A 25,055-nucleotide genomic window follows, 5' to 3' on the forward strand; every position below is an offset into this window, starting at 1 on the left:
CGTCGCGTCAGTGCCGGGGCAGGCGCACGACCTGGACGAAGAAGTTGTCGATCTGCCGCACCGCCGCGATGAACTGGTCCAGATCGACCGGCTTCGTGACGTAGGCGTTGGCGTGGAGCTTGTAACTCCTCACGATGTCTTCCTCGGCACCGGACGTGGTGAGGATGACGACCGGGATGTCCGCCAGGTCCGGGTCGGACTTGATCTTCTCGAGGACCTGGCGGCCGTCGTACTTGGGCAGATTCAGATCGAGCAGGATCAGATCGGGACGGACGGCGTCGGCGTATTCGCCTCTGCGGTACAGGAAATCGAGCGCCTGTTCCCCGTCGCGCACGACGTGCAGCGTGTTACCGACCTTGTTGAATTCGAAGGCCTCCTGGGTCATCAGGATGTCTCCCGGGTCGTCCTCGACGAGCAGGACGTCGATGGCGTGGCCTACGGGGTTCATGGGTTCGTTCCTTCGGTCGGTGTGGCAGCGACGGGCTGCGCGTCATCGGTGGGTGGGTTCTCGGCGACCGGCCGGGCGACCGGAAGGGTGAAACAGAAGCGGGCGCCGGTTCCGGAACTCGGGTCGAGCCGGATCTCACCACCGTGGTACTCGACGATCTTCTTGCACAGGGACAGCCCGATCCCGGTCCCCGAGTACTCCTCGCGGGCGTGCAGTCGCTGGAAGATGACGAAGATCTTCTCGGCGAATTCTTCGGGGATACCGATTCCGTTGTCCTGCACACATATCCGCCACATGTTGCCGTCCTGATCCACGGTGATGACAACCCGCGGTTCAGTATCGGGGCGGCTGAACTTGAGCGCGTTGCCGATCAGGTTCTGCCAGAGCATCGACAGCAGGGTCGGGTCCCCGTCGACCTCCGGCAGCCGCTCGGGCCGCTCGATCCGCGCGCCGGTGTCCTCGACAACAGCGGTGAGGTTCGCCAGCGCCTTGTCGAGCGGGCGGTCCAGGGGGAGTCGCACGAATCCGTCACCGACGCGGCCGACCCGGGAGAACGCCAGCAGGTCGTTGATCAGTGCTTGCATCCGGCGCGCGCCGTCGACGGCGAAATCGATGTATTGCCGGCCGCGGTCGTCGAGTACATCGCCGTAGCGTTTCTCGAGCAACTGGCAGAACGAGGCGACCTTACGCAGCGGCTCCTGCAGGTCGTGGGACGCGACGTAGGCGAACTGCTCGAGATCCGCGTTGGATCGACGCAACTCCTCCGCGGTCGCATCGAGCTGGCGGGTCTGCTCCTCGAGCTGCCGCTGACGATCACGGACGACGTCGAGTTCGGTGACGATGCGGCGGCGCATTCCCTCGATGTCGGTCGCGAGGGATCGGATGTCGGCGGGCCCGCGGCCGGCGTCGACCCGATGCTCGAATTCGCCCTGCGCGACCCGGCGTGAGGACGCGGCCAGCCGCGCCAGCGGCTCGGTGACCGCAACGCGCACGAGCACGGCGAAGATGCCTGCCGCGACCACCAGCACGATGGCCAGGGCCGCGTACACGACGTTGCGCATCGTGCGCGCGCGATCGATCTGCGCCCGCGCGTCGTCCACCGCCTCGGCCAGGTGCCGGTTCTGCTGGTCGAAACTCGCGCGGACCTCGTCGAACAGGTCCCGGCCGCGCTCGTAGAACGCCGGATCGGGCGCCGGAGTGGCGAGCAGAGGTTCCGCGAAGGTGGACTGCCATTCCTGTGCGGTCCGTTCGAGGGCGTCGAGATCGGCGAGCAGGTCGGCCCGGTCCTCGAGCAGTTCCCGGATCCGGTTCTCGGACTGCTGCTCGATCTGCAGGCCGTCCCGATAGGGGGCGAGGAAGGTGTCGTCCGCGGTGAGGGCGTAGCCGCGCACGCCGGTCTCCTGATTCACCAGTGCACTCTGCAGCTGATAGGCGGCCGAGCGGGCCGGCATGAGGCGGTCCGTCAGGTCGTCGGTGACGCGCGAGTTCGCGCCGAGCGCCGCGGCGCCCGCTATGGCGCCGGCGATGACGAGCAGCGTCATGATCGCCAGGATCAGATTGAACCAGGCCTGCACCGTCAGTTTCGTGCCCGCGGCGGCCTGTGGGGTCGGAATCGTCACGAGCGGCCGTCTCCGTCCGCCCATTGCACGTGCAGGACCGCGACATCGTCGCTCAGCCCGCCGTGCGGTGCCGCGAGCGCCTCCACGCGGGCGATCAAGGAATCTACGAATTTCTCTCCACTGCAGTCGCTTCCGAGTTCGCGGGCGAACTCGAGCAGGCCGTCCTCGCCGAGCCGGTCCAGTTCGTCGATCCTCGCCTCGAACAGTCCGTCGGTGAACAGCACCAGTCCGGTCCGTTCGTCGATCTCGATCGTGGTCTTCCGCCACGTGCCGCTCTGCTTGCGCAGGCCCAGCGCCGGTCCGCCGGGTACCTCGAGCCACTGGACGTCGTCCGGGGTGCGCAACAGGATCCCCGGATGCCCGGCACGCACCACCTCGATCGAACGGCGGTCGGCGGAGAGGACCACGCTGGTCGCGGTCGCGAAGATGTGCGACCGCGGGCGTTCGGCGACGAGCAGTTGTTCCAGTGTGTTCATCTTCGTCTCGACATCGACACCGCCGAGAACCATTGTGCGCCAGCCTATTCGCAGGTTGACACCGAGCGCCGCCTCGTCGGCGCCGTGGCCGCAGACGTCGCCGATCAGCACGTGGACGGCGCCGTCACGGGTTTCGACGACATCGTAGAAGTCGCCACCCAGCAGACCGCCGGCCCGGCCCGTCCGGTACCGGGTCACCACATCCACACTTTCGCTGCGCAGCAACGGAACCGGAAGCAGACCGCGTTCGAGCCGGGCGTTCTCGCGGGAGCGTTGTTCACTCGCCTGCAGCGCGGCGGCCGCGTGTTCGGCCCGTTTGCGTTCGATCGCGTAGCGCACCGAGCGGGTGAGCAGCTCCGCGTCGACGACACCCTTGATCAGATAGTCCTGGGCGCCCTCGGCGACCGCGGTGAGTCCGGCCTGTTCCGCGGCGAGGCCCGTCATCACGATCACCGGCACACCGGGCGCGTACTTCAGCACGGCCTCGAGAGCATCGAGACCGTGGGCGTCGGGCAGGTTCAGATCCAGCACGATGCAGTCGGGCCGGGTTGTGCCGAGCCGGGTGCGGGCCTCGTCGAGCGACTGTGCCCAGACGATGCCGAAGTCGATCACCGCGTCCGAGGCCATCTCCTCGACGAGCAGAGCGTCGCCGGGATCGTCCTCGATCAGGAGCAGGGACACCACGGCAGCTTCGGACCTGCCCAAGCTGCCATCGGTGTTCAACACATGTCCTCCTGCGCTCGTCGCGTGACGCCCGCCGGGCCCTTCCGGACCCGGCGGACATGGTGAACCTTTATCGAATCTAGCCGTTGACGGCCGGTTCGGGATCGCGAGTTCCCGTCCCGGAGTCCGCCCCGTCCCGCGACGCGAGCTTGCTGGGCCACCAGATCCGCTTGCCGATGTCGATCGTCAGCGCCGGTACCAGCAACGATCGCACGAGCAGCGCATCGAGGAGCACACCGAACGCGACGATGAAGGCGATCTGTCCGAGGAACAGCAGCGGGATCACCGCGAGCGCCGAGAACGTGGCGGCCAGGACGACACCGGCCGACGTGATGACGCCACCGGTCACCGTCAGCGCACGCAGCGTGCCCTCCCGGGTACCGACCCGCGCGCTCTCCTCACGGACTCGGGTCATGAGGAAGATGTTGTAGTCGATCCCGAGTGCGACGAGGAACACGAACCCGAACAGCGGCACGACCGGGTCCGCGCCGGGGAAGTCGAGCACGTGGTTGAACAGCAGCGACGACACCCCGAGCGTTGCCGCGTACGAAACGATCACCGTGATCATCAGCAGCACCGGTGCGACGATGGCCCGCAGCAGCAGGATCAGGATCAGCAGCACCACCGCCGTGACCACCGGGATGATGACGGTGCGGTCACGGGTCGCGGTGTCCTTGGTGTCGAGATCGACGGCGGTGGTACCGCCGACGAGGGCCTCCGCCTCCGGAACGGCGTGCACGGCGTCGCGGATGCGTTCGACGGTGTCCTCGGCCTCCAGCGAATCGGCGGGATCGGAGAGTGTGGCCTGCACCGCGATCCGGCCGTCGACGACCGTCGGGGCACCGTCGGGGCCGGCCAGCGGGGTGACGGTGGTGACGCCTTCGACGCGAGCGGCCGAGGTGACCGCCTCGAGTGCGCCTTCGCGGGCGACGATCACCGTGGGCGAACCGCTACCGGCATCGAAGTGTTCGCCGAGGATCTCCTGACCGGACGACGAATCGGTCTGGAGCAGAAACAGATCCGACGATGCGATGCCGCTGGCCTTGAACTGCGGCAGCAGCAACGCGAACCCGACGAGGACGACGCTGCACACCATCCAGATCGGCCGCGGGTTGGCACCGACCTTCTGCGCGATCGAATTCCAGAACCGGTGCGCCGACGCGAGATCACCGCGGTCGGCCTGGGGATCGGCCTTCGGGCGGGACGGCCAGAACGCGGATCGGCCGAGCAGCACCAACGCGGCGGGCAGGAACGTCATCGACGCGACGAACGAGGCGGCGATACCGATCGCGGCGACCGGTCCGAGACCGCGGTTCGAGTTCAGATCCGACAGCAGCAGGCACAGCACACCCGCGATGACCGTCGCGGCGGACGCGGCGATCGGCTCGAGCGTCGACCGCCACGCGGTGCGCATCGCCTCGTACTTGTCCTCCACCGCACGCAGTTCCTCGCGGTAGCGCGCGACCAGCAGCAGGGCGTAGTCGGTGGCGGCACCGAACACGAGGATGAACAGGATGCCCTGACTCTGCCCGTTGAGGGCGATCGTGCCGGCGTCCGCGAGCATGTATACCGCGAGGCTGGCCAGAGCGAGCGCGAACACCGCCGAGATGATCACGACGAACGGCAGGATCGGGCTGCGGTAGACCACGAACAGGATCAGCAGCACCACGCCACCCGCGACGAGCAGCAGAATCCCGTCGATTCCGGCGAACGCAGCGGACAGGTCGGCGATCTGCCCGGCCGGGCCGGTGACGTGCACGGTCAGCCCGTCCGGTGGGGAGGCCAATCGGTCGCGCAGTTCCTCGACCACGTCACCGATGTCACTCTCTGCATCGACCGGGACTATCAGCTGGGCGGCCTGACCGTCCTGGGACGGAATCGGGGGCGGACCCACCGACTCGGCGGCGAGAAACGCCAGGTCGTCGGGGGTGATCCCGGATTCGCGTTCGGCGACGACGATGGCGGGTACCGCGTTCGTGGACGTGAACTCCGCATACAGCTGATCCGCTCGGGTCGATTCGGCCGATGCGGGCAGGAACGCGCTGTTGCCGTTCTGCGCGACCTCGCTGAGCTTCCCGGCGAACGGACCGCCGCCCCCGGCGATCGCGAGCCACACGAGCAACAGCAGTGCGGGTAGCAACCAGCGGAGTCGCCTCGTCGGGCGCTTCGGTGGTGTCGTCGTGGTCGTCAAGCGTTCCTCCTGAAGTCGGTGGCCCTTCGCCGTGTGAACTATCCTGCCGTGCCCGCGTGGACGAGGGGCATTCGGAGCGAATCCGGCCGCGGATGGGTGTCGCCGGGCTCCCTTTTCGGGACATGAACCGCGTTAGGGTGTGGCGTGGCCGCCACACCGTCGTCCCCGGACCGGTCCCGCACCGACCTGATCGCCCGGTTGCGCGCGGCCGGGTGCGTGTTCGCCGAGGAGGAAGCGGACCTGCTCGCCGTCGCGGCCCGAAGCCCGGAGGAACTGTCCCAACTGGTCGGGCGACGCATCGACGGCATGCCGCTCGAGCACGTCCTGGGCTGGGCCGAGTTCTGCGGACTGCGCATCGTGGTCGAGCCGGGGGTGTTCGTGCCGCGGCGCCGCACCGAGTTCCTCACCCGCTGCGCGGCCGAGAAGCTGATGCCCGGCGACGTCGTCGTCGACACGTGCTGCGGTTCGGGTGCGGTCGGGGCGGTGCTGGCTCACTCGGTCGCGGGGGTAGAGCTGTACGCCGTCGACGTCGATCCGATCGCCGTGCGGTGCGCCCGCCGCAACATCGAGCGGTTCGGCGGCCGCGTGTTCACCGGCGACCTGTGCGCGCCGCTACCCGCGTCGATCGCGCGGCGCGTGGACGTGCTCGTGGCGAACGCGCCCTATGTGCCGTCGCACGCGGTCGCGTTCATGCCGCCCGAGGCGCGGTTGCACGAACCGCGGGTCGCGTTGGACGGGGGCGGCGACGGACTGGACGTGCACCGTCGGCTGGCGGCCGAGGCCCCCGGTTGGCTCGCGCCGGGCGGGAGGCTGCTGATGGAGATCGGGGAATCCCAGACGGACACGGCGATCGCGATCTTCACCGAAGCCGGTCTCGCTGCGACAGTCCGGGTTTCGGAGGAGCACGACGCCACCGTCGTCGTCGGTACCCGTCCGTCGTAGCGCGCGCAGCCACCGACGGCCGAGACAGGAGCGCGATGCATGCCGCGCGCTGCTGTCTTCCCGGCGCGCCGGTAGCTGTGGCCGGATGATCTACCCATGCGCCGGTCCGGGAGTTGGGTAATTCGCCCGACGCGGCGGATCGACCTGCGCTCCTAGCGTGAGAGACGTTCACAGCAGTACTCACGCGGAGGTTCCCATGACCACCGAACATGTCGAAACCGTCATCATCGGAGCAGGCCAGGCCGGCCTGTCCACGGGATATCACCTCCGTCGCCGGGGGCGGCCGTTCCTGATCCTCGATGCGAGCGACCACATCGGGGACCACTGGCGCAACCAGTGGGACACCCTCCGGCTGTACACCCCGACGAAATACGACAGTCTGCCGGGACTGCGCTTTCCGGGTGGGTCGTGGACGTTCCCCGGCAAGGACGACGTCGCCGCCTACCTGAACTCGTACGCCGAGACGTTCGAGCTGCCGGTCCGCATGCGCACCCGGGTCGAGCGGCTCTCCGCCTCGGACGACGGCTACGTCCTCGACTGCGGGGACCGGAGGATCACCGCCGAGAACGTCGTCGTCGCCACCGGCACTTTCGGACGCACACCGAAGCTGCCGGACTTCGCCGTCGACCTCGATCCGTCCATCCGGCAGCTCCACTCGAGCGAATATCGCCGTCCCGCGCAGCTTCGGCCCGGGCCGGTCCTCGTCGTCGGCGCCTCCCACTCGGGCACCGACATCGCCTACGAGGTCGCCGCGACCCATCCCACGACCCTCTGTGGCCGAGATTGCGGCCAGCTCCCGGTCCGCCCGGAAAGCCCGGGGTTCCGGGTGGTCTTCCCCGCGCTCGTGTTCGTGGCCAAGCATGTCCTCACGCGGCGGACCCCGATCGGACGCAAGGCGATGCCCGAGATCCGATTCCACGGTGGGCCGATGATCCGGGTCAAGCGGCAGGATCTCCGTGATCGCGGTGTCACGCGCGTGCTCGACCGGGTCGTGGGCGTCCGCGACGGGCTTCCGCTGCTCGCCGACGGGACCGTCGTCGACGTGACAAATGTGGTGTGGTGCACCGGTTTCCGTCAGGTCTTCGACTGGATCGATCTGCCCGTGTTCGGAGACGACGGCTGGCCGAAGGAAATGCGAGGCGTGGTCGCGGACGCACCGGGTCTGTACTTCTGCGGGCTCTCGTTCCAGTACGGATTCGGTTCGATGGTCCTGCCGGGTGTCGGCTACGACGCCGAGTTCCTGGCCCGGACGATCTGTGCGCGTCGCGCCGAGGCGGCTTCGCAACCCGCCGCTGCCTGACTCCACCGCGCGTATCCTCCGAGATGGAGGACGCGCGATGGGCATCGTGGAGGATCTGGCGCGGGCACGCGAGGCGTTCGAACGCCGCGAATGGGCCGTAGCGTTCGATCGGCTCTCCTGCGCCGGTGCCCTCGACGCCGGCGACCTCACCGACCTGGCCACCGCGGCCTTCCTCTCCGGTGAAGTCGACGCCGCCGTCCGCGCGTTGCAGCGCGGCTATGCGGCCGAGGTCCGGCAGTGCAACCCGCTCGGCGCGGTTCGGTTCGCCTGCTGGTTGTGCCTCGTGCTGAGCCTGCGCGGGGAGATGGCCGTGGCCGGCGGCTGGGTGGCGAGGGCGCAGCGCCTGCTGGGGGACCGGACCGACGACGTGGCAACGGGCTTCCTCTCGTTGTTCGAGATGCATCGACACCTCGCCGGCGGCGATCTTGCCGGTGCGGAGGTCGCTGCGAACCGGATGAGCGACGCCGGGTACCGGAGCGGGAACGCCGACCTGATCGCGTTGGGCCTGATGGACCGAGGGCGCCTGCTGATGTATTCCGGGCACGTAGCCGAGGGGCTCGATCTGCTCGACGAGTCGATGGTGGGCGTGGCGGCCTCCGAGGTGTCGCCGATCGTCGCGGGAATGATCTACTGCTCCATGATCGAGGGCTGCCAGGAGGTGGCCGACTTCGTCCGGGCCGAGTCGTGGACGTCCGCCCTGACCAGATGGTGCGAAGCCCAGCCGTCGCTGGTCCCGTTCACCGGCCAGTGCGCGGTCCATCGCGGGCAGATCCTGCGATTGCACGGGGAATTCACGGAAGCAATCGACGAATTCGCTCACGCCGCACAGAGGTACGCGGAAACAGGCACCCCGGGCGCTGCCGGGCTCGCGCTGGCCGAACAAGGCGACGTGCTACGGATCCGGGGCGAGTACGACGAGGCCGAGGCCGCGTTCACCGAAGCATCGGTTCTCGGCTACGAACCCCAGCCGGGTCTCACTCTCCTGTGGTCGTGCCGGGGGAGAACATCCCAGGCTGTCGCGGCAGTCCGCAGGCTTCTCGCGGAAACACCGGATCCCGTCCGGCGATCGCGGGTGCTGCCTGCCGCCGTGGAAGTGCTGACCGGCGGGCACCGGATCGACGAGGCCCGGAGTGCCGCCCGGGAGTTGACGGAGCTGTCCACCGGGTTCGGGTGCATCGGGTTGCGGGCGATGGCCGCGTACGCCTGCGGGATCGTCGAACTCGCCTCGGGCGAAACGGAATCCGCGCTCCGATCCGCACGGGACGCCTGCCGGATCTGGACGGACCTCGACGCACCCTACGAAGTCGCCCGGTCGCGGGTGCTCATCGGGACCGCGATCCGGGAGATCGGCGACGAATACTCGGCGCGGACGGAATTGACCGCGGCCCGTGGGATATTCGACCGGTTGGGTGCCGTACCCGACGAGCGGGACGTCGACCGGATGCTGCGGCACGGCCTGCCGGGCGGGCTGACGGAACGCGAGGTCGAGGTGCTGCGACTCGTGGCCACCGGCTGCAGCAATCCCGAGATCGCCGAGCGGCTGGTGCTGAGCGAGAAGACGGTGGCCCGGCACCTGAGCAACATCTTCACCAAGCTGGACGTCACCTCCCGCACCGCGGCCGCGGCCTACGCGCACGAGCACGGGTTGTTGTGATCCGTCGTGCGCTCGCAGCCGCCGACGGGCGAGACAGCAGCGCTATGTATGCCGCGCGCTGCTGTCTTTGCGTCGCGCGGCTAGCTAACGGCCGCGCCGACAGCGCCGGATCAGGTCAACGGCAGTTCGGCGAAGATGGCCGACGGCTGGGTGGATCCGCCGGTCGGTTCGACGCTGAAGCCCAATGCGGTTGCGCCGGAGAGGTCGTCGAGCACGGCCGTCGTCGACGGTGCGACGTCGTCGGGGGTCATGGTGCCGGCGGAGGTCATGCCCTCGGGGCTGATCAGCCACATCTGGTAGACGGTGCCCTCGCTCGGCGGGGTCACGTTGTTCATCACCAGGACCCCGGCGTCGACCTCCTTCGAGTAGACGACGGTCGCGGTGCCGCCGCCCTCGATGGAGCCCGACGTGGTGCGCACGTCGTCGGCCGCGAGGATCTGTGCGGACGTCGGCGGCGGGGTGACGTCCTGCCGGACCCACGATCCGACGCCGATGGCACCGACCGCGACGATCACGGCTGCCGCGGCGGCCAGCAGGAAGTTCCGTCGCCGATTGCGGTACTGCTCGAGCGAAATCGGGGGAGGTGTCGCCTCCGGCGCGGAAGTGCGTGTGGTTTCGATCGTTTCGAGCAGACGCTGCCGGACGCGTTCGGGTGGTTCCACGGCGCCGACGCCGGAGACCTGCGCCATCGCCTCCCGGACCTCCCGGACCTCCCGCTCGAATGCGGCGGCCACCTCGGGGCTCGCGGCGGCGACGCGCGCGTCGATCTCGTCGCGCTCGGAATCCGAGACCGCATCGAGGGCGTAGACGGCGGCGAGATCGAGAAGGTCGTCACCGCCGAAATCGGCATGGGTGCTGTTCGTCATCGCTGCTCACCCCCAAGGCAATTCCGCAGACGGAGCAATCCGTCCCTGATTCTCGATTTGACGGTCGGAAGCGAGGCGGACAGTTGTTCCGACACCTCCCGGTAGGTCAGGCCGTTGTAGTACGCGAGCTCGACCGACTGTCGCTGCAGATCGGTGAGCGTGCCGAGACAGTCCGCGACCTGCTGCGTGTCGTCGCGGCGCACCACCTCCTCGCTCACCGCGTCGAACGCCGGGTCCGTGGACAGTGCCCCGTAGCGGGCCTCCCGGTCGGCGCCGGACTGTTCGGAACGGACCCGGTCGACCGCCCGGCGGTGAGCCAGGGTGATCAGCCACGACAGTGCCGAACCCTGGGCGGGATCGAAGCCGGAGGCCGTGCGCCACACCTGCAGGTAGACCTCCTGCAGCGTTTCCTCGCTGTATCCCGGATCGCGCAGCACCCGCAGCACCATGCCGTAGGCGCGGGCGCGCGTCAGGTCGTAGAACTCGGCAAAGGCCGACCGGTCCTCCGTCGCGACCTTCGCGAGGAGTCCGTCGAGTGTGTCGGTGCCGCCGCCGACGTCCGTCATCGGCCGTGTCCGCTCATCGCCGGAAAGCCTAGCTGGGCGAATCGGGCAGCTCAACTCGCTCCGGCGACGGAAACGTGCGGGGTCAGCCGGTGGCGCGGGGGCGAACATGGTGATCAGCTCCGTCGAGCGTGCGGCGCGGGGGCCGCGGAAGGAAGTACGAGGTGCGCTGCTGGTACTCGGGATAGCCCGGGCGCTGGGACATCGACCGCTCCAGCAGCCGCGCACCGGTGGCGTACACCAGGAAGTACGTCATGATCGCGGGCGAGGCGACGGTGAGCACCCCCGGCCAGACACTCGCGGCGATCAGCCACAGGCCCCACCACACCGTGGCGTCACCGAAGTAGTTCGGATGACGGGTCCACGCCCACAGACCGCGATCCATGATCCGGCCCCGGTTGGCGGGATCGGCCTTGAACGCGCGCAGCTGCCGGTCACCGACTGCTTCGAACACGAACCCGACGACCCACAGCACCACACCGGCGACCAGCGCGACCGTGCCGAGACCGCGGGTGGGTCCGGCGACCGCGGACACCTGGATCGGCAGGGAGACGAACCACTGCGCCGCTCCCTGGGTGACGAAGATCTTCCGCACCACGATGCCGACGGATGCGCCGCCGGCCCGGTTCAGCAGAGCCGTGTACCGCGGGTCCTCGCCCTTGCCCGCGGACTTGCGGTGCATGTGCCAGGTGAGCCGCACACCCCACAGGGCGACGAGCACGAGCAGCAGCACACGGCGGGCCGGGTCGCCGCCGCCGAGCGCCGCCGCGACCGCGGCGACGTACACGAAGCCGGCGCCCCACGCGACGTCGACGACGTTGAACCGGCCGATCCGGCGCCCGACGGCGAACGTGCCCGCTTGCAGGACCGCGAGCCCGGCAAGGCTCACCAGCGTGACGGTGAGGAAACTGCTCCAGGCGTTCACGGCCGGGCCTCCTTCGCGAGAACGATGTGCTGGACGTCGAGATAGCCGGAGCGGAAACCGGCCTCCGAATAGGCGAGATAAAAATCCCACATCCGGCGGAAGGTCGCGTCGAAGCCGAGCGCCGCGACCCGGTCGCTGTTCGCGGTGAACCGTTCGCGCCACAACCGCAGCGTCTCGGCGTAGTGGACGCCGAAGCTCAGACGGTCGACGGTGCGCAGCGACGTGTGGTCCCGGGTGATCGTCTCGATCGCCTCGGTGGACGGCAGCAGCCCGCCGGGGAAGACGTACTTGTGGATCCACGTGTAGGTGTCGCGAGTCGCCAGCATCCGCTCGTGTGGCATGGTGATCGCCTGCAGGGCCACGCGCCCGCCGGGGCGCAGCAGCCGGTCGAGGACGCGGAAGTAGGTGGGCCAGTAGTCGTAGCCGACGGCCTCGATCATCTCCACCGACACGATGGCGTCGTACTCGCCGTCGATCGCGCGGTAGTCGAGCAGATCGATCTGCACCGCCTCGGTGAGCCCGGCCTCGGCGATGCGGAGGCGCGCGAGTTCCTGCTGTTCGCTCGACAGCGTCACCGATCGGACCTGCGCCCCGCGTTGTGCCGCGCGCAGGCTCAATTCTCCCCAGCCCGTGCCGATTTCGAGAAGGCGTGTGCCGGGTCCGACGCGCGCGGCGTCGAGCAGGCGGTCGATCTTGTGTCGTTGTGCCTGCGCGAGGTCGTCCCAGCGGGCCGGCATTTCGTCGAACAGTGCGCTCGAGTAGGTCAGGGTCTCGTCGAGGAACGATTCGAACAGGTCGTTGGACAGGTCGTAGTGGCGGGAGATGTTCGAGCGGGTGTTGTTCTCCGAGTTGTGTTCCGCAGCAGGATGCCCCGAGACGAACAGGCGGCGCAGTCGCTGCAGTGGACGCGGGATCAACCGGTCGACCTCGGCTGCGAAGGGAGTGAGCACCGCGACCGGGTCGGGTGCCGTCCAGTCCCCGGCCATGTAGGCCTCGCCGAATCCGACGAGTCCGGCGGTCCCGAGGCGGCGGGCGAACTGCTCGGGCCGGCGGATGATCATGCGCGGCAGGATCCGTCCCCGGGGCGTCGCACCGACCACGGTGCCGTCGGGGTACTCCACGCGCACGTCCAGCCGGGACGCGGCACTGCGGAACAGGCGGTCGGCGACCGCACCGGCCACCCGTGCGTGCCGGTCGGTGCGGACTGCGACGATGTCGGGCCAGCGCTGCGAGTTCACGGCGGGTGCGGTGTCGTCGAGTTCCGGTGCGGTCATCGGACTTCCTCCAGGAGACGGTGGCCGGTGGGCCGGGGGACGAGGGGCAGTCTGCGCAGCCACAGGGCGATACCCTGTCGTCGGATGCGGGCCGAGACCACGAGCGGCGCAAGGGGGTTGGTGAGCTGTGCGGCCGCGACGGTGGCGGCGGTCGCCCGCCGCGCCCGGCCCCGCATCGTCGCGGTGAACGGCACCGACCCGTCCCGGTGCAGGACGACCGCCACCGTCAGCTCCTCCCCGGGTTCCGGGACGGACAGGTGGTAGCGGCCGTCGACGGGGTTGAACGGGGAGACGTAGAACGTCTTGTCGACCTCGGCGCGACCCGCGGCGTCGGTGCGCATCAGGTAGCAGTGGCGGCCGCCGTACGTGTTGTGCACCTCGGCGACCACGCACACGAGAGCGCCCGTGTCGTCGTGGCACCAGAACAGGCTCAGGGGATTGAACACGTAGCCGAGCACCCGGGCGTTGAGCAGGGCGGTCACCCGCCCGCCCCGCAGGTCGACGCCGTGCTCCGCGAGGTAGGCGTCGAGGGCGTCGCGCAGCGACCCCCACGGCCGCGGATCGTCGAAATGGTCGGCGGGATCGAAACGCGCGAAGGGCCGCAGCCACAGCGGCAGCCGGGGCAGGTCGTCGAGGTCGACGAACCAGCTGTAGCTGCGGTATTCGAAGCCGTGCCGGATCGGGGCGTGGCGGGTGTGCCGGATCCGGGTCCGGTAGAGCGACGGGGTGGTCATGGCGCGAGCACCTCCGCCTCGGCACTCCGGAACTCCGTGGGGGCGCTGTCCCATTCGGCACCGAGACGACGTGCCGCCTCGACGCCGGAGCGCGCGCCGTCCTCGTGGAATCCCCAGCCGTGATACGCGCCGGCGAAAGCGAGTGTGTCGCTGCCGAGTTCCGGAAGACGCTGCTGGGCTGCCACCGATTCCGGTGTGTACAAGGGGTGTTCGTAGGTCATCTCGGCGATCACCTTGTCCGGGTCGACGCGGTCGGCGCCGCCGAGCGTGACGAGGAAACGCCGATCGGTGACGGTGGAGATCCGCATCAGCCGGCTCATGTCGTAGGTGACAACCACCGAGCCGCTGCCGTCCCCGTCGCGGGGGATCAGGTAGTTCCACGACGCCCGGGCGCGTTCGGCGCTGGGCAGCAGCGAGGTGTCGGTGTGCAGCTGGGCGTGGTTGACGGAGTACGGCATCGCGCCCAGGACCTGCTGCTCCAGGTCGGTGGGCCGGGCGAGCATCGCCAGGGCGTGCCGCGGGTGGGTCGCGATGACCGCAGCGTCGAAGGCGCGCGCGTCCCCGTCCCCGGCGACCAGGCGGATACCGTCGCCGGTGCGTTCGACGTGGTGCACGGGGGTGTGGACGAGCACTTCGTCGATCCCGGCGGCGATCTTCTCGACGTAGCGGGCCGAGCCGCCCGCCACGGTGCGCCACGTCGGCGATCCGAAGACGGTGAGCATGCCGTGGTGTTCGAGGAAGGTGAACAGATAGCGTGCCGGATAGCGGGTGGCCTGCCCCGGATCGCACGACCAGACCGCCGCGACCAGCGGCGTCATGAAGTGCTCCTCGAAGTACCGCGAAAAGCGATGCCGGGCGAGGAATTCCGCGAGCGTGACGTCACCGGGGTCGCCGGTCTCGGCGAGCAGGCCGCGGGCGAGGCGATGGAACCGGACGACTTCGCCGAGCATGTGTAGGTAGCGGGGGCGGGTCAGCGACCGCAGGCCGGGGAACAGGCCGGGCAGACCCTTCGCGCCCGCGTATTCGAGACCGGTCGCGTCGGATCGGATGGACATCGACATGTCGGTGTCCTGCGTGGCGACGCCCAGTTCGTCGAACAGGCGCAGCAACGTCGGGTAGGTGCGGTCGTTGTGCACGATGAAGCCGGTGTCCACCGGCACCCGCACCCCGTTCCCGAGGTCGACGTCGTGCGTGTGGGCGTGGCCGCCGAGACGCGCGTCGGCTTCGAACAGGGTGACGCGGTCGCGGCGGGAGAGGACGTGGGCCGCGGTGAGGCCCGCGACGCCACTGCCGATCACGGCGACGGAACGGGGCCGGTCATGCTTCACGGGAGCCTCCGGGGGAGTGGGTGGGCGGGGTCAGGGCGTCGGACAGGAAATCGGCGGTCAGCGCGTGCCAGCGCTCGGGCCGGGTGAGCAGGAAGTGACCGGCCTCGGGGAAGGGCAGCCAGGTCGCATCCACGCCGCGCCGGCGGGCGGCCTCCGTCTGGGCCTCGGCGACCGACGGGTCGGTCCACGTGTCCGCGGTGCCGTGCGCGACCATGAGCCGCCGGCCCGGCGGGATCAGGGCGCCCTCGTTGTCCGGCCACCACGGGGCCAGCGCCACCACCGCCTCGACCTGCGGGTGCGCGGCGAGGTGTGCGACGGCACGCCCGCCCATCGAATGCCCGACGAGGCCGATGGGCGCATCGGGCCGGCGGCGGCGGATCTCGTCGAGGGCGCGCAGACCGTCCTGCACGGGGCTGCGGACGGTCCCGTTCCAGCCCCGCACCGTGTACTGCACCTGGCGGACGGTGATGCCGGTACCGGAAAGACGCAGTCGCAGAGACTCGGTGAGCAACGACATGCGCAGCTGCGACAGGTGCCACCACCGGGCGGTCGCGGTACTCACCGGCTTGCCGCCGGGCAGCACCAGCACGTGGGCACGGACCCGGCTCGAAGGAATCTCCATGACCGCCATTCGGAGCCGCGGGTACGGCGGATGGCTCACCGCAGAAACCTGCCCCGGAAACGGACCTCGAAAAAAACTTTCGAATCCGACCCATCCGCCCCCCGACCGGGGGCGAATGACCGGTGACACACCCGATCGACGGAGCCCCCGGGCCCTCGCCACGGAAGGAAGACGAACGATGGCTATTCGAACGCGAAAGAGCATGGCACTGATCGGAATCGGCGCCGCAGCAGTGATGGGTCTGTCGGCGTGCTCGTCCGACGACTCCGATACGGACTCGACGACGACCTCGGCTCCCGCCGCGATGACGACGGAAACGATGACCACCGAGCCGGCTGCGGCAGCGGGACCGGTGGGGCCGGGATGCGCCGCCTACGCCGAGCAGGTGCCGACCGGACCCGGGTCGCTCGAGGCAATCGCGCAGGAACCCGTGGCCACCGCCGCCGGGAACGTGCCGGTGCTGACCACGCTGACCGCGGCGCTGTCCGGGCAGCTCAATCCGGACGTGAACCTCGTGGACACGCTCAACGGCGGTGAATTCACCGTGTTCGCGCCGGTCGACGACGCGTTCGCCCAGGTCGATCCGGCCACGATCGAGACGCTGAAGACCGACTCGGCGCTGCTGACCGACATCCTGACCTATCACGTGGTGCCGGGCGAGATCGCGCCCGCCGACATCGCCGGTGAGCAGACCACCGTCCAGGGCGGGACCGTGACGGTGACCGGGTCGGGCGAGAACTGGAAGTTCAACGACGCCAACCTGATCTGTGGTGGAATCGAAACGGAGAACGCCACCGTCTACCTGATCGACGGAGTGCTGCTGCCTCCGCAGCAGTAATTCCGGTACCCGGACCGACGAAAGGAGATCCCGTGAAACGAACGATGTTCGGACTCGCCGCGGCGGCACTTGCCGCGGCGGGTTCGGCCCTCGTCGCCGCGCCCGCTCAGGCGGCGCCGCTGACTCCCGTTCCCCGGCTCGACGTGACGCAGTACGTCGGCGGCTGGTACCAGCTCGCCGCCAATCCGGCGCCGTACAACATCGACTGTGTTCGCGACACCACCGCGCAGTACACCTTGCTCGACGAACGCAATGTGCGCGTGGAGAATTCGTGCACGACGATCACCGGTGAGCGGCGCGGGATCGTCGGCAACGCCCGCGTCAACGACACCGCGTCGCTGCACGTGTCGTTCCCGGGTGTGCCGTTCCAGGACTCGCTCGACGGTCCGAGCAACTACATCGTCACCTACCTCGCCGACGACTACTCGTGGGCCCTCGTCGGTGACCCGAGCCGGGTGTCCGGATTCGTGCTGTCGCGCTCGCCGGTGGTGGATGCCGCTGCGTGGCAACAGATCCGCACGGTCGTCGAGGACGCCGGGTACAACTCGTGCCTGATGCTGACCTCCCCGACCACGGAAGGACTGCAGGAGATCAAGCCGCTCTGCACGGTGTAGCGGAAGGCACGGTGTAGCGGAAGATACCGGCAGCGGAGGATCCGGCGCCGGGATCGCATTCGATGCGGTCCCGGCGCCTATCTCGGCCGAGCTGGACCGAGCAGCCTGGCGGACGACGTCCGCCCGCTCGCCGCCGAATCAGGGCCGAGCGCGTCTGCATCGAGCTGTGCCAAGAACGCCTCCGCCATCAGTGCGATGGCATCGGCGAGCTCGTTCATCTCCTCACTCATCGATCGGCCGGCCTCGGCTTGTCTGCCGAGGAAGGCCCCGTCGATTCCAGCCATGCAGAATCGCTCGAACTTGTCGGCGACCGCCTTCGCGATCTCTGGCCCATGGCCACGGAACGACTCGCGGATCATGCGGTTCACGTGGCTCCGGCCCTCGCGGCGCACGCTCGCGATAGTGTCTGCAACCTCCGCCTCACCCGTGTCCTCTTCCTCGCTGAGGATGAGCAGCATGTGCAGTCGGAGAAACTCCTCTCGCTCGGTCAAGACCGCGGCTGCGCGATTGAGGAACCAGCTCAGCCGCTCCCGGGGCGTGCCGTCGACGGGCGGATTCGTATGCGGGTCGCCCAGGGCTTGGAAGAAGTCCTTCATTCCCGTTTCCATCACTGCCGAGAGCAGTCCGCTCTTGGTGTGGAAGTGGTGGAGGATCACACTCTTTGCCAGCCCTATCTCGGCGCTGAGAGCCGACAGCGACGTGGCAGCGTAACCGCGCTGCCCCATAACCCGGGTGGCCGTCTCCAGGATTTCGTTGCGGGACTGCCGCCCTCGCCGGTTGCTGACTCGCTGCCTTTCCACGTGCAAATTGTAGGGCGGACTTGTCGATGCCCGGATCTCGCACTCTCGGCGCACCAGCACGGTAAGCCGCGAAATGGAACCAAATTCTGCACTGCGGAATTTGTGCACCAACGGTTGACGGCGCGATCGGAAACTGTGACGCTCCTCACGAAGTTATCGACCGATTGGTCGAACAATGGAGGAGTGATGAATGCCTGACCACTTCGATGCCGATGTCGCGATCATCGGCTATGGCCCGACCGGCCTTGCGGGAGCCCTCACACTGACCAACAAGGGCGCGAGTGTTATTGCGTTCGAGCGCGATACGGACATCTACGCCCGCGCTCGTGCGGTAACGATCAACGACTGGACGATGCGGATCTTTCAGGAGCTCGGGATCGACGAGCGAATCGAGAAGGTCATCGAGCCGGAGGACAAGCTGCGCTGGGTGACCTATGACGGCCAGGAGATCATGCGCGTCCAGCATCCGCCGTCCGAGTTGGGTACGCGCAACACGAAGCCGCGCTTCTTCAACATCTATCAGCCGACGATGGAGGCCGAGCTGCGTCGCTGCGCCGAGGAATACGACGCCCTCGACGTGCGATTGGGCGCCGAGGTGATCGGCGTGGACCAGGACGAAACCGGCGTCACGATCACCGCCCGCGACCGCAAGACGGGTCGGGAGACGAGCACCCGCGCCCGCTACGCGATCGCGGCCGACGGTGGCTCCAGCCCGACGCGCAAACTGCTCGGAATCCCGATGCTCGGCGATACCGCCCCGACCCAGTGGATCGTCATCGACTGCAAGACCAAGCGCTTCTGGCCCGACAGTGATTGCCCGACATTCTGGTCGGACTCCGAGCACCCTGTCGTCGACATATCGCTCTCCGGCGGCCACCACCGCTGGGAGATCGCGCTCAGGCCCGGTGAGACCGAGGCCGACTTCCCCTCCACCGCCGAGGTGTGGCCGCTACTGCACGCGCTGGGCAAGTCCGAGGACGACGTCGAGATCGAGCAGTATGCCTTCTACCACCACCACGTCCGCGCCGCGGAGTCGTGGCGCCGCGGACGCATCTTCCTCGCCGGCGACGCAGCCCACCTGATGCCGCCGTGGGCCGGGGCCGGCATGCAGTCCGGCATCCGCGACGCCCACAACCTCGGCTGGAAGCTTGCGCGGGTCCTGCGTGGCGAGCTCGGCGAAGAGTGGCTGGATACCTACGAGGCCGAGCGACGCCCCAACGTCGAGTTCTTCACCAACATTGCCATCGCGCTCGGCCGGGTGATCATGCAGCAGGCGACGCCGGAGGAAATCGAGGCGATGGACGCCGTCCCGGAGAACACCGTGACGCCACCCGAGCAGCCGATCTTCGCACCCCCGGTGTTGGAAGCGGGATGGCTGCGCGGTGAACTCGGCGATGCGAGCATCGTCGGCCGGATGCTGCCGCAGCCCCACATCGGCGACCACGTCGGTACGCGCGCCCGCGTCGACGAGTTGATAGGGCACGGCTTCGTCCTGATCGGCGCCGAGGTCGACCCGGCAACCCTGCTGAGCGCCGAGGAGAAGTCCGAGTGGGATGCCCTCGGCGCGACCTACCGCACGGTGCGATCCAAGATGTCCCACACGGAGGGCCCCAACGATCTTGTCGACCTCGAGGACAGGCTTCTTCCGTGGTTCGAGCGGTACGGCGTCAGGGCGGTCGCGGTTCGTCCCGACAAGTTCATCGCCGCAGCCGACAAGTCCGGTCTCGCGGTCCCCGCGCTCTGAGAGGAAAGAACGATGACTGGAGTCAAGGAGCTCGCCTACGTCGTCTACGAGGTCAGCAAACTTGCGGAATGGGAGCACTTCGCCGGCGACCTGCTCGGCATGCAGGTGGCCGACAGGAACCCTGACTCGATCAGCTTCCGCACCGACGACAAGGCCTACCGCTGGTTCTGCACCCAGGGTCCGGCCGACGACCTGGCCGCGACCGGCTACGAGGTCGAGAACGATGCATCGCTCGATACGATCGTCGAGAAGCTCCGGGGTGCCGGGGTGGAGGTCACCGAGGGCGACGCAGCACTCGCCGCCACCCGCAAGGTCGACCGCATCTTCATCACGGCAGACCCGATCGGGAACCGGATCGAGCTGGTCACCGGCTTCGCCGACGCCGCGACGCCGTTCCACTCCGGCACGATGCTCGGCACGTTCGTCACCGGGCAGGGCGGGGCCGGTCACCAAGTGTTGATGTCCAAGGACGTCGACCGCGAGGACTACCTGGCGTTCTATCTGGACCTGCTCGGCTTCAAGATCAGCGACTTCATCGTCGAGGAACTTGCGCCGGGGATCGTCGCCGATGTCGTGTTCCTGCACTGCAATCCGCGGCACCACACCCTGGCGTTCGGCAACATGCCGAACCCGAAGCGCACCCACCACTTCATGATCGAAGTCACCGACATCCGTGACGTGGGCCTGGCCTACGACCGCTGCATGGATGCCAAACAGCCCTTCGAGATGACGCTCGGCATGCACCCCAACGACCGCATGTTCAGCTTCTACGTCCGCACGCCGTCGGGCTTCTCCGTCGAGTACGGCTGGGGCGGTCTACTCATCGACGACGAGACCTGGGAGGTGCAGACCCTCGGTCAGCTGAGTGCCTGGGGACACCGCCCACCCGAGATGGTCCACGCCCTGCTGGGCCAGGCCCCGTTCACCAACACGCCCCCGGAAGGTGCCCACTGATGACCCTCATCGAGGCGGACGTCGCCAAGGACGTCGATACCGAGAACTGGACCATCCACTACAACGAGGCCGGCCCGGCCGACGGCCATCCGGTGATCCTGATTCACGGGGGCGGCCCCGGCGCCACCGGTTGGAGCAACTACAACCCCAACATCGAAGCTATCGCCGCTGCGGGTCTCCGCGTCATCGCCCCGGACCTCCCGGGTTGGGGAGCCTCGAGCGCGGTCGACTTCTCGACCTACGACCAGGTGCAGGCGGTCTGCGAGCTGCTCGACGCCCTCGGTATCGAGAAGGCGGCGTTCGTGGGTAACTCGATGGGCGGCCACACTTCACTGCGGATGGCCATCGAGCACCCGGACCGGGTCACGCACCTGATCACCATGGGTGCCCCCATCCAGATGAAGCCGATCCTGTTCGGTGCCGGCGGCGGCCCATCCGAAGGACTCAAGATCATGGCTCAGACCTGGTCGGACTACAGCCCCGAGCAGATGAAGCGGCTCGTCGAGATCATGGTCTTCGACAAGGAGCGGTTTGCCACTCCTGAGCTGTGCCTGCAGCGGTCCGAGGCAGTGGCCAAGCGCCCCGAACACGCCGCCAATGTGCTCGCGGCCGCCCCGAAGGCACCCATCACGATCTGGGTCGATCCCAACCGGCTCTCGGAGATCACGGCACCCGCGCTGCTGATCCACGGCCGCGACGACCGGGTCGTCACGTTCGAGACCGCGCTCGTACTGGCGGCGAACATTCCTGACTCGCGCGCGCATGTCATCAACCGCTGCGGCCACTGGGCGCAGCTCGAGCACGCTGACGAGTTCAACCGCCTCGTGGCGGACTTCGTCCGCCACCACTGAGGGCTGCGGGCGGTCCCCGAAGGGATCAGGAACCGCCCGCGAAGGGGATGAGGCCACTCCTCGTCGTACTGCTTGTGCACACCAGAAACCGGAGGTCCGTGTGATCAAGGTGCAGACGCTCAACAACATCGCGCTCGCAGTTCCCGACCTCGAGCAGGTCGAGGACTTCTACCGCGACCGCTGGGGGCTGGCGCCCGTCCGCGGCGACGGCGACGCGCAGCGTCGCTATCTCCGAGCCCAAACCTCCGCCCATCACGGGCTCTCCCTCGAGCAGGCGCCCGCCGGCGCCACCCGGGGGGAGTTGGTGCACGTGTCCTTCGACGTCGCGACCCGTGCCGACCTCGATGCAGTGTTCGAGCAGGCCGTCGCCGCGGGCGGCCAGGTGGAACGTGAGCCGGGGGACGCGGTCGGGCCCGGGCATGAGGCGAGTGCTGCCGTTCGCGACCCAGACGGCAACCTCGTCCAGTTGCTGTACGGCGCGGCTGTCACCGAGGAGAGCCACCGTGCGCGGATCGTCGCGCCCCGCAAGCTCGGCCACTTCGTGCTGAACACGCCGCAGCGCGCGGTACTCGAGCGCTTCTACGGCCGGCTCGGCCTGCGGGTCAGCGACCGGACCGCGCGCGGCATGTCGTTCATGAGGTGCAACCGCGATCACCACAGCCTCGCCGTCTGCGACTCCGAACGGACGGGGATCCAACACATCGCATTCGATGTCGTCGACATGGACAGCGTCATGACGGCACTCGGCGCGCTGACCCGCGAAGGGACGCCCTGCGTGTGGGGTCCCGGCCGACACGGGCCGGGAAACAACATCTTCACCTACTACGCCGACCCCGCGGGTGTGTTCATCGAGTACTACGCCGAGCTCGAGCAGGTGGAGGAGGAGGTGGACGCCCCTTTGGAGGCCATCTTCTGGGGCGAGGAATGGAAGGGCGACACCTGGGGATACGCCGGTCCGCCCCCTCCCAACTTCACGAAGTGAAACAACAACATTCGAGGGAACACGAGGTAGTGACGATGACTGACGCGAAGGGCGGCCGAGTGATCACCGCATCCGAGATCAGCGGAGTGTACGGGATCATCCCGACACCCGCGCTGCCAGGTTCCGACCGGATCGATGCCCGGAACACGGTGGATGTCGAGGAGACGGCGCGACTGGTCGATCAGCTCGTGCGCGACGGCGTCTCCGGCATCATCGCGCTGGGAACAACGGGCGAGTGCCCGAGTCTGAGCGAGGACGACTTCGATGTCGTCGTCGACACGATTGTCGAGGCCGTCGACGGTCGGGTGCCGACGTTCGTGGGCGCGACCGGCTCGGGTGGCCACAGCACCGCTCGTCGTCTGCGAAAGGTCGCCGAGTCGGGAGCCGACGGCACCCTGCTCGGCCTACCGATGTGGCAGCCGCTGACCACCGCGATGGCGGTGGACTACTACGCCCAGATCAGCGAGGCGTTCCCGGACCTGGCGGTCATGGTCTACGCAAACGCCCGAGCCTTCCGCTACACCTTCCCGGTGGAGTTCTGGGAGGGCATCGCGGCCCAAGCTCCCACGGTCACCTCGGCAAAGGTGTCGAAGGCGCCCGATCTGGAGCGAATGCTCGAGGCAACCGAGGGCACGGTGAACTTCCTGCCCAGCGACATGGTCGTGCACGACTTCGCGAAGCGAGCGCCCGCGACCACCACGGGCTGCTGGGCCACCGCCGCAGCAATGGGACCGGAGCCCTCGATCGTGCTGATGGACGCGCTGCAGACAGGTGACGCTGCAGCCGTCGAGAAGGCGGTGGCCGACATTGCCTGGGCCAACGAGCCTGCGGCCCACCTGTTCGCCGACCAGGAGCTCTTCGCCTCCTACAACCTCCAGATCGAGAAGACCCGGATCGCCGCCGCCGGCTACTGCCGGCCCGGCCCGATCCGGTCGCCCTACAACCACCTGCCGGAGCCCTACGCCGCCGCGTCCCGCGAGTGCGGGGAGCGCTGGCGTGAGCTGCGCGCCCGCCTGACGAGCGCAGCCACCGCGTCCTGATGACCCGAATCACAACGATGAACCTGACGAGGCAGAGAACCCATGCCATCCTCCATGACGAGCACGTCGCCCTACGAGTCGGAGTACGCACCCCACGAGAAGACGCTGGCCGCGATCCGGTCGCGTGACTGGGGTCTGCTCATCGACAACGAGCTTCGCCCGGCCGTGAGTGGCGCCGGCTTCACAACCGTCGATCCGGCGACCGAGCGGCCATTGGCGGAGGTCGCCGACGGAGGTGCGGCCGATGTCGAGGCCGCTGTCCGATCGGGGCAGCGCGGCTTCGAGACCTGGCGCCGGTACTCGCCGCAAGGGCGCGCGGCCGCGGTTCGCGAACTCGCCGGTCACATTCGGACGAACGCCGACGAGCTCGGTCTTCTCGACGCGCTCGATGGCGGCAGCCCGGTGACCTCGATGCGCAAGGACGCCCTCTCGGCAGCTGACATGCTCGAGATGTTCGCCGACTGGGCCCTGATGATCAAGGGCGAGACGTACCCCGGCGCCGGGGCCGGTTTGCACTACTCGCGCCCCGAACCGTACGGCGTCGTGGGCCGCATCATCCCCTTCAACCACCCCATCTTCTTCGGAGCAGGCAAGCTCGGCGCACCACTGATGGCCGGTAACGCAGTCATCCTCAAGCCTCCGCCGCAGGCACCGCTGTCTGCGATCCGGCTCGGTGAACTCATCGCAGAGGTCCTGCCCCCGGGCGTGGTCAACATCGTCAACGGCGCCGGCCCGGAGCCGGGAGTGGCGATCGCAGCCCACCCCGAGATCGAGCGCATCGCGTTCATCGGCAGCGAGCGCACCGGCCGCGACATCCAGCGGGTCGGCGCCGGCGCCGGCGTCAAACACGTCAGCCTCGAACTGGGTGGCAAGAACGCCATGGTCGTGCTCGCAGATGCCGACATCGAGGCCGCGGCCCGGGGCGCCGTCTTCGGCATGAACTTCACCGCTACTCAGGGCGAGTCCTGCGGGTCGAACTCCCGGCTGCTCGTCCACCGCTCGATCGCCGACCAGGTGGTCGCACGGGTGGTCGAACTTGTCGAACAGATCAAGGTCGGCGTGCCTGTCCTCGAATCGACCGAAATGGGTGCGTTGGTCTCCCGCGAGCACTTCGAGCGGGTCAGCGGCTACATCGAGGCCGGGCTCGCCGAGGGCGCTGTCCTCGCCACCGGCGGCGGGCGACCCGACCACCTGCCGGAGGGCCTCTTCATCGCCCCGACGGTGTTCGACGAAGTCACCCCCGACATGACGATCGCGCAGGAGGAGATCTTCGGGCCGGTCCTGTCGGTGCTCACCTTCGACGACGACGACGAGGCGGTCCGCATCGCCAACGGAGTCCGGTACGGACTGACCGCCAGCGTGTGGACGCAGGACATCGACCGTGCACACAGGTTCGTCGACGATCTCCAGGCCGGCTATGTCTGGATCAACGACTCGTCGCGCCACTTCCCGGGTCTCCCCTTCGGCGGTGTCAAGGCTTCGGGCCTCGGCAAAGAGGAGAGCCTCGAGGAGATCATCAGCTTCACCCGATCCAAAACGGTCAGCATCCCGCGCAGGGGGCATTGAC

General features: G+C 68.4%; 23 protein-coding genes. 11 read left to right on the forward strand and 12 right to left on the reverse strand.

What is annotated here, in order from left to right; genetic code table 11:
- Positions 1 to 7: 7 nt before the first annotated feature.
- The 4 genes from ACN675_RS04565 to ACN675_RS04580 form a co-directional block, all read right to left on the reverse strand.
- On the reverse strand, positions 8 to 448 hold the full coding sequence (locus ACN675_RS04565; RefSeq protein WP_420749729.1) for a response regulator: 441 nt from the start codon (positions 446 to 448) through the stop codon (positions 8 to 10).
- Positions 445 to 2,091 carry a sensor histidine kinase gene (locus ACN675_RS04570; RefSeq protein WP_420749730.1) on the reverse strand — a complete coding sequence of 549 codons (1,647 nt, stop codon included), beginning with the start codon at positions 2,089 to 2,091 and terminating at the stop codon, positions 445 to 447. The genes ACN675_RS04565 and ACN675_RS04570 overlap by 4 nt, the downstream gene beginning before the upstream one ends.
- Positions 2,064 to 3,269, reverse strand: a complete 1,206-nt coding sequence (locus ACN675_RS04575) for a PP2C family protein-serine/threonine phosphatase (protein WP_420749731.1) — start codon at positions 3,267 to 3,269, stop codon at positions 2,064 to 2,066. The genes ACN675_RS04570 and ACN675_RS04575 overlap by 28 nt, the downstream gene beginning before the upstream one ends.
- A gap of 76 nt (positions 3,270 to 3,345) precedes the next feature.
- A complete protein-coding gene (locus tag ACN675_RS04580) occupies positions 3,346 to 5,391 on the reverse strand; it encodes an MMPL family transporter (protein ID WP_420749778.1) in 2,046 nt (681 codons plus the stop codon).
- Positions 5,392 to 5,601: 210 nt separating this feature from the next.
- Here ACN675_RS04580 and ACN675_RS04585 point away from each other — a divergent pair, with 210 nt between their 5' ends.
- From ACN675_RS04585 to ACN675_RS04595, 3 genes are all read left to right on the forward strand, one after another.
- The gene (locus tag ACN675_RS04585; RefSeq protein WP_420749732.1) at positions 5,602 to 6,399 is read left to right on the forward strand and encodes a putative protein N(5)-glutamine methyltransferase; all 798 of its coding nucleotides are present in this window, start codon (positions 5,602 to 5,604) and stop codon (positions 6,397 to 6,399) included.
- Positions 6,400 to 6,595: 196 nt separating this feature from the next.
- Positions 6,596 to 7,699 carry a flavin-containing monooxygenase gene (locus tag ACN675_RS04590; RefSeq protein WP_420749733.1) on the forward strand — a complete coding sequence of 368 codons (1,104 nt, stop codon included), beginning with the start codon at positions 6,596 to 6,598 and terminating at the stop codon, positions 7,697 to 7,699.
- Between the two features lie 37 nt (positions 7,700 to 7,736).
- Positions 7,737 to 9,353 carry a LuxR C-terminal-related transcriptional regulator gene (locus ACN675_RS04595; protein WP_420749734.1) on the forward strand — a complete coding sequence of 539 codons (1,617 nt, stop codon included), beginning with the start codon at positions 7,737 to 7,739 and terminating at the stop codon, positions 9,351 to 9,353.
- 110 nt (positions 9,354 to 9,463) lie between these two features.
- Here the strand turns inward: ACN675_RS04595 and ACN675_RS04600 are convergent, their stop codons facing one another.
- From ACN675_RS04600 to ACN675_RS04630, 7 genes are all read right to left on the reverse strand, one after another.
- Positions 9,464 to 10,219 (reverse strand): anti-sigma factor, encoded by a 756-nt coding sequence (locus tag ACN675_RS04600; protein ID WP_420749735.1) that lies wholly within the window; start codon positions 10,217 to 10,219, stop codon positions 9,464 to 9,466.
- Complete coding sequence (locus ACN675_RS04605; protein ID WP_420749736.1) at positions 10,216 to 10,785, reverse strand: sigma-70 family RNA polymerase sigma factor; 570 nt, start codon at positions 10,783 to 10,785, stop codon at positions 10,216 to 10,218. The genes ACN675_RS04600 and ACN675_RS04605 overlap by 4 nt, the downstream gene beginning before the upstream one ends.
- A gap of 82 nt (positions 10,786 to 10,867) precedes the next feature.
- Complete coding sequence (locus ACN675_RS04610) at positions 10,868 to 11,707, reverse strand: DUF1295 domain-containing protein (RefSeq protein ID WP_420749737.1); 840 nt, start codon at positions 11,705 to 11,707, stop codon at positions 10,868 to 10,870.
- Complete coding sequence (locus ACN675_RS04615) at positions 11,704 to 12,981, reverse strand: class I SAM-dependent methyltransferase (protein ID WP_420749738.1); 1,278 nt, start codon at positions 12,979 to 12,981, stop codon at positions 11,704 to 11,706. Before ACN675_RS04615 ends, ACN675_RS04610 begins: the two co-directional genes overlap by 4 nt.
- Positions 12,978 to 13,715, reverse strand: a complete 738-nt coding sequence (locus tag ACN675_RS04620; RefSeq protein WP_420749739.1) for a DUF1365 domain-containing protein — start codon at positions 13,713 to 13,715, stop codon at positions 12,978 to 12,980. Before ACN675_RS04620 ends, ACN675_RS04615 begins: the two co-directional genes overlap by 4 nt.
- On the reverse strand, positions 13,712 to 15,043 hold the full coding sequence (locus ACN675_RS04625) for an NAD(P)/FAD-dependent oxidoreductase (RefSeq protein ID WP_420749740.1): 1,332 nt from the start codon (positions 15,041 to 15,043) through the stop codon (positions 13,712 to 13,714). The genes ACN675_RS04620 and ACN675_RS04625 overlap by 4 nt, the downstream gene beginning before the upstream one ends.
- Positions 15,033 to 15,665 carry a dienelactone hydrolase family protein gene (locus ACN675_RS04630; protein WP_420749779.1) on the reverse strand — a complete coding sequence of 211 codons (633 nt, stop codon included), beginning with the start codon at positions 15,663 to 15,665 and terminating at the stop codon, positions 15,033 to 15,035. The genes ACN675_RS04625 and ACN675_RS04630 overlap by 11 nt, the downstream gene beginning before the upstream one ends.
- A 178-nt stretch (positions 15,666 to 15,843) precedes the next feature.
- Here ACN675_RS04630 and ACN675_RS04635 point away from each other — a divergent pair, with 178 nt between their 5' ends.
- Positions 15,844 to 16,503, forward strand: coding sequence for a fasciclin domain-containing protein (locus ACN675_RS04635; RefSeq protein WP_420749741.1), 660 nt, complete (start codon positions 15,844 to 15,846; stop codon positions 16,501 to 16,503).
- Between the two features lie 32 nt (positions 16,504 to 16,535).
- Positions 16,536 to 17,117 carry a lipocalin family protein gene (locus ACN675_RS04640; protein WP_420749742.1) on the forward strand — a complete coding sequence of 194 codons (582 nt, stop codon included), beginning with the start codon at positions 16,536 to 16,538 and terminating at the stop codon, positions 17,115 to 17,117.
- A gap of 77 nt (positions 17,118 to 17,194) precedes the next feature.
- On the opposite strand, the gene ACN675_RS04645 is transcribed toward ACN675_RS04640, so the two are convergent.
- Positions 17,195 to 17,917, reverse strand: coding sequence for a TetR/AcrR family transcriptional regulator (locus ACN675_RS04645; RefSeq protein ID WP_420749743.1), 723 nt, complete (start codon positions 17,915 to 17,917; stop codon positions 17,195 to 17,197).
- 190 nt (positions 17,918 to 18,107) lie between these two features.
- Between ACN675_RS04645 and ACN675_RS04650 the strand changes: the two genes are divergently transcribed.
- From ACN675_RS04650 to ACN675_RS04675, 6 genes are all read left to right on the forward strand, one after another.
- Positions 18,108 to 19,661 (forward strand): bifunctional 3-(3-hydroxy-phenyl)propionate/3-hydroxycinnamic acid hydroxylase, encoded by a 1,554-nt coding sequence (locus tag ACN675_RS04650; RefSeq protein WP_420749744.1) that lies wholly within the window; start codon positions 18,108 to 18,110, stop codon positions 19,659 to 19,661.
- Positions 19,662 to 19,673: 12 nt separating this feature from the next.
- Positions 19,674 to 20,615, forward strand: a complete 942-nt coding sequence (locus ACN675_RS04655) for a VOC family protein (protein ID WP_420749745.1) — start codon at positions 19,674 to 19,676, stop codon at positions 20,613 to 20,615.
- Positions 20,615 to 21,466 carry an alpha/beta fold hydrolase gene (locus ACN675_RS04660; protein WP_420749746.1) on the forward strand — a complete coding sequence of 284 codons (852 nt, stop codon included), beginning with the start codon at positions 20,615 to 20,617 and terminating at the stop codon, positions 21,464 to 21,466. Before ACN675_RS04655 ends, ACN675_RS04660 begins: the two co-directional genes overlap by 1 nt.
- A 100-nt stretch (positions 21,467 to 21,566) precedes the next feature.
- A complete protein-coding gene (locus tag ACN675_RS04665) occupies positions 21,567 to 22,448 on the forward strand; it encodes a VOC family protein (protein ID WP_420749747.1) in 882 nt (293 codons plus the stop codon).
- A 35-nt stretch (positions 22,449 to 22,483) separates the two neighbouring features.
- Positions 22,484 to 23,488, forward strand: coding sequence for a dihydrodipicolinate synthase family protein (locus ACN675_RS04670; RefSeq protein WP_420749748.1), 1,005 nt, complete (start codon positions 22,484 to 22,486; stop codon positions 23,486 to 23,488).
- Between the two features lie 54 nt (positions 23,489 to 23,542).
- Positions 23,543 to 25,054, forward strand: a complete 1,512-nt coding sequence (locus tag ACN675_RS04675; protein ID WP_420749749.1) for an aldehyde dehydrogenase family protein — start codon at positions 23,543 to 23,545, stop codon at positions 25,052 to 25,054.
- Position 25,055: the final 1 nt, after the last annotated feature.

It is taken from the genome of Rhodococcus sp. O3 (genome assembly GCF_048897285.1).
Classification (GTDB): domain Bacteria; phylum Actinomycetota; class Actinomycetes; order Mycobacteriales; family Mycobacteriaceae; genus Rhodococcus.

Bases quoted from the DNA above. Each gene is read 5' to 3' on its own strand.
- ACN675_RS04630 (WP_420749779.1), bottom strand. From the start codon at position 15,665: ATGGAGATTCCTTCGAGCCGGGTCCGTGCCCACGTGCTGGTGCTGCCC.
- ACN675_RS04565 (WP_420749729.1), bottom strand. From the start codon at position 448: ATGAACCCCGTAGGCCACGCCATCGACGTCCTGCTCGTCGAGGACGAC.
- ACN675_RS04605 (WP_420749736.1), bottom strand. From the start codon at position 10,785: ATGACGGACGTCGGCGGCGGCACCGACACACTCGACGGACTCCTCGCG.
- ACN675_RS04675 (WP_420749749.1), top strand. From the start codon at position 23,543: ATGACGAGCACGTCGCCCTACGAGTCGGAGTACGCACCCCACGAGAAG.
- ACN675_RS04595 (WP_420749734.1), top strand. From the start codon at position 7,737: ATGGGCATCGTGGAGGATCTGGCGCGGGCACGCGAGGCGTTCGAACGC.
- ACN675_RS04620 (WP_420749739.1), bottom strand. From the start codon at position 13,715: ATGACCACCCCGTCGCTCTACCGGACCCGGATCCGGCACACCCGCCAC.
- ACN675_RS04655 (WP_420749745.1), top strand. From the start codon at position 19,674: ATGACTGGAGTCAAGGAGCTCGCCTACGTCGTCTACGAGGTCAGCAAA.
- ACN675_RS04660 (WP_420749746.1), top strand. From the start codon at position 20,615: ATGACCCTCATCGAGGCGGACGTCGCCAAGGACGTCGATACCGAGAAC.
- ACN675_RS04635 (WP_420749741.1), top strand. From the start codon at position 15,844: ATGGCTATTCGAACGCGAAAGAGCATGGCACTGATCGGAATCGGCGCC.
- ACN675_RS04590 (WP_420749733.1), top strand. From the start codon at position 6,596: ATGACCACCGAACATGTCGAAACCGTCATCATCGGAGCAGGCCAGGCC.
- ACN675_RS04570 (WP_420749730.1), bottom strand. From the start codon at position 2,091: ATGGGCGGACGGAGACGGCCGCTCGTGACGATTCCGACCCCACAGGCC.
- ACN675_RS04650 (WP_420749744.1), top strand. From the start codon at position 18,108: ATGCCTGACCACTTCGATGCCGATGTCGCGATCATCGGCTATGGCCCG.
- ACN675_RS04670 (WP_420749748.1), top strand. From the start codon at position 22,484: ATGACTGACGCGAAGGGCGGCCGAGTGATCACCGCATCCGAGATCAGC.
- ACN675_RS04615 (WP_420749738.1), bottom strand. From the start codon at position 12,981: ATGACCGCACCGGAACTCGACGACACCGCACCCGCCGTGAACTCGCAG.
- ACN675_RS04600 (WP_420749735.1), bottom strand. From the start codon at position 10,219: ATGACGAACAGCACCCATGCCGATTTCGGCGGTGACGACCTTCTCGAT.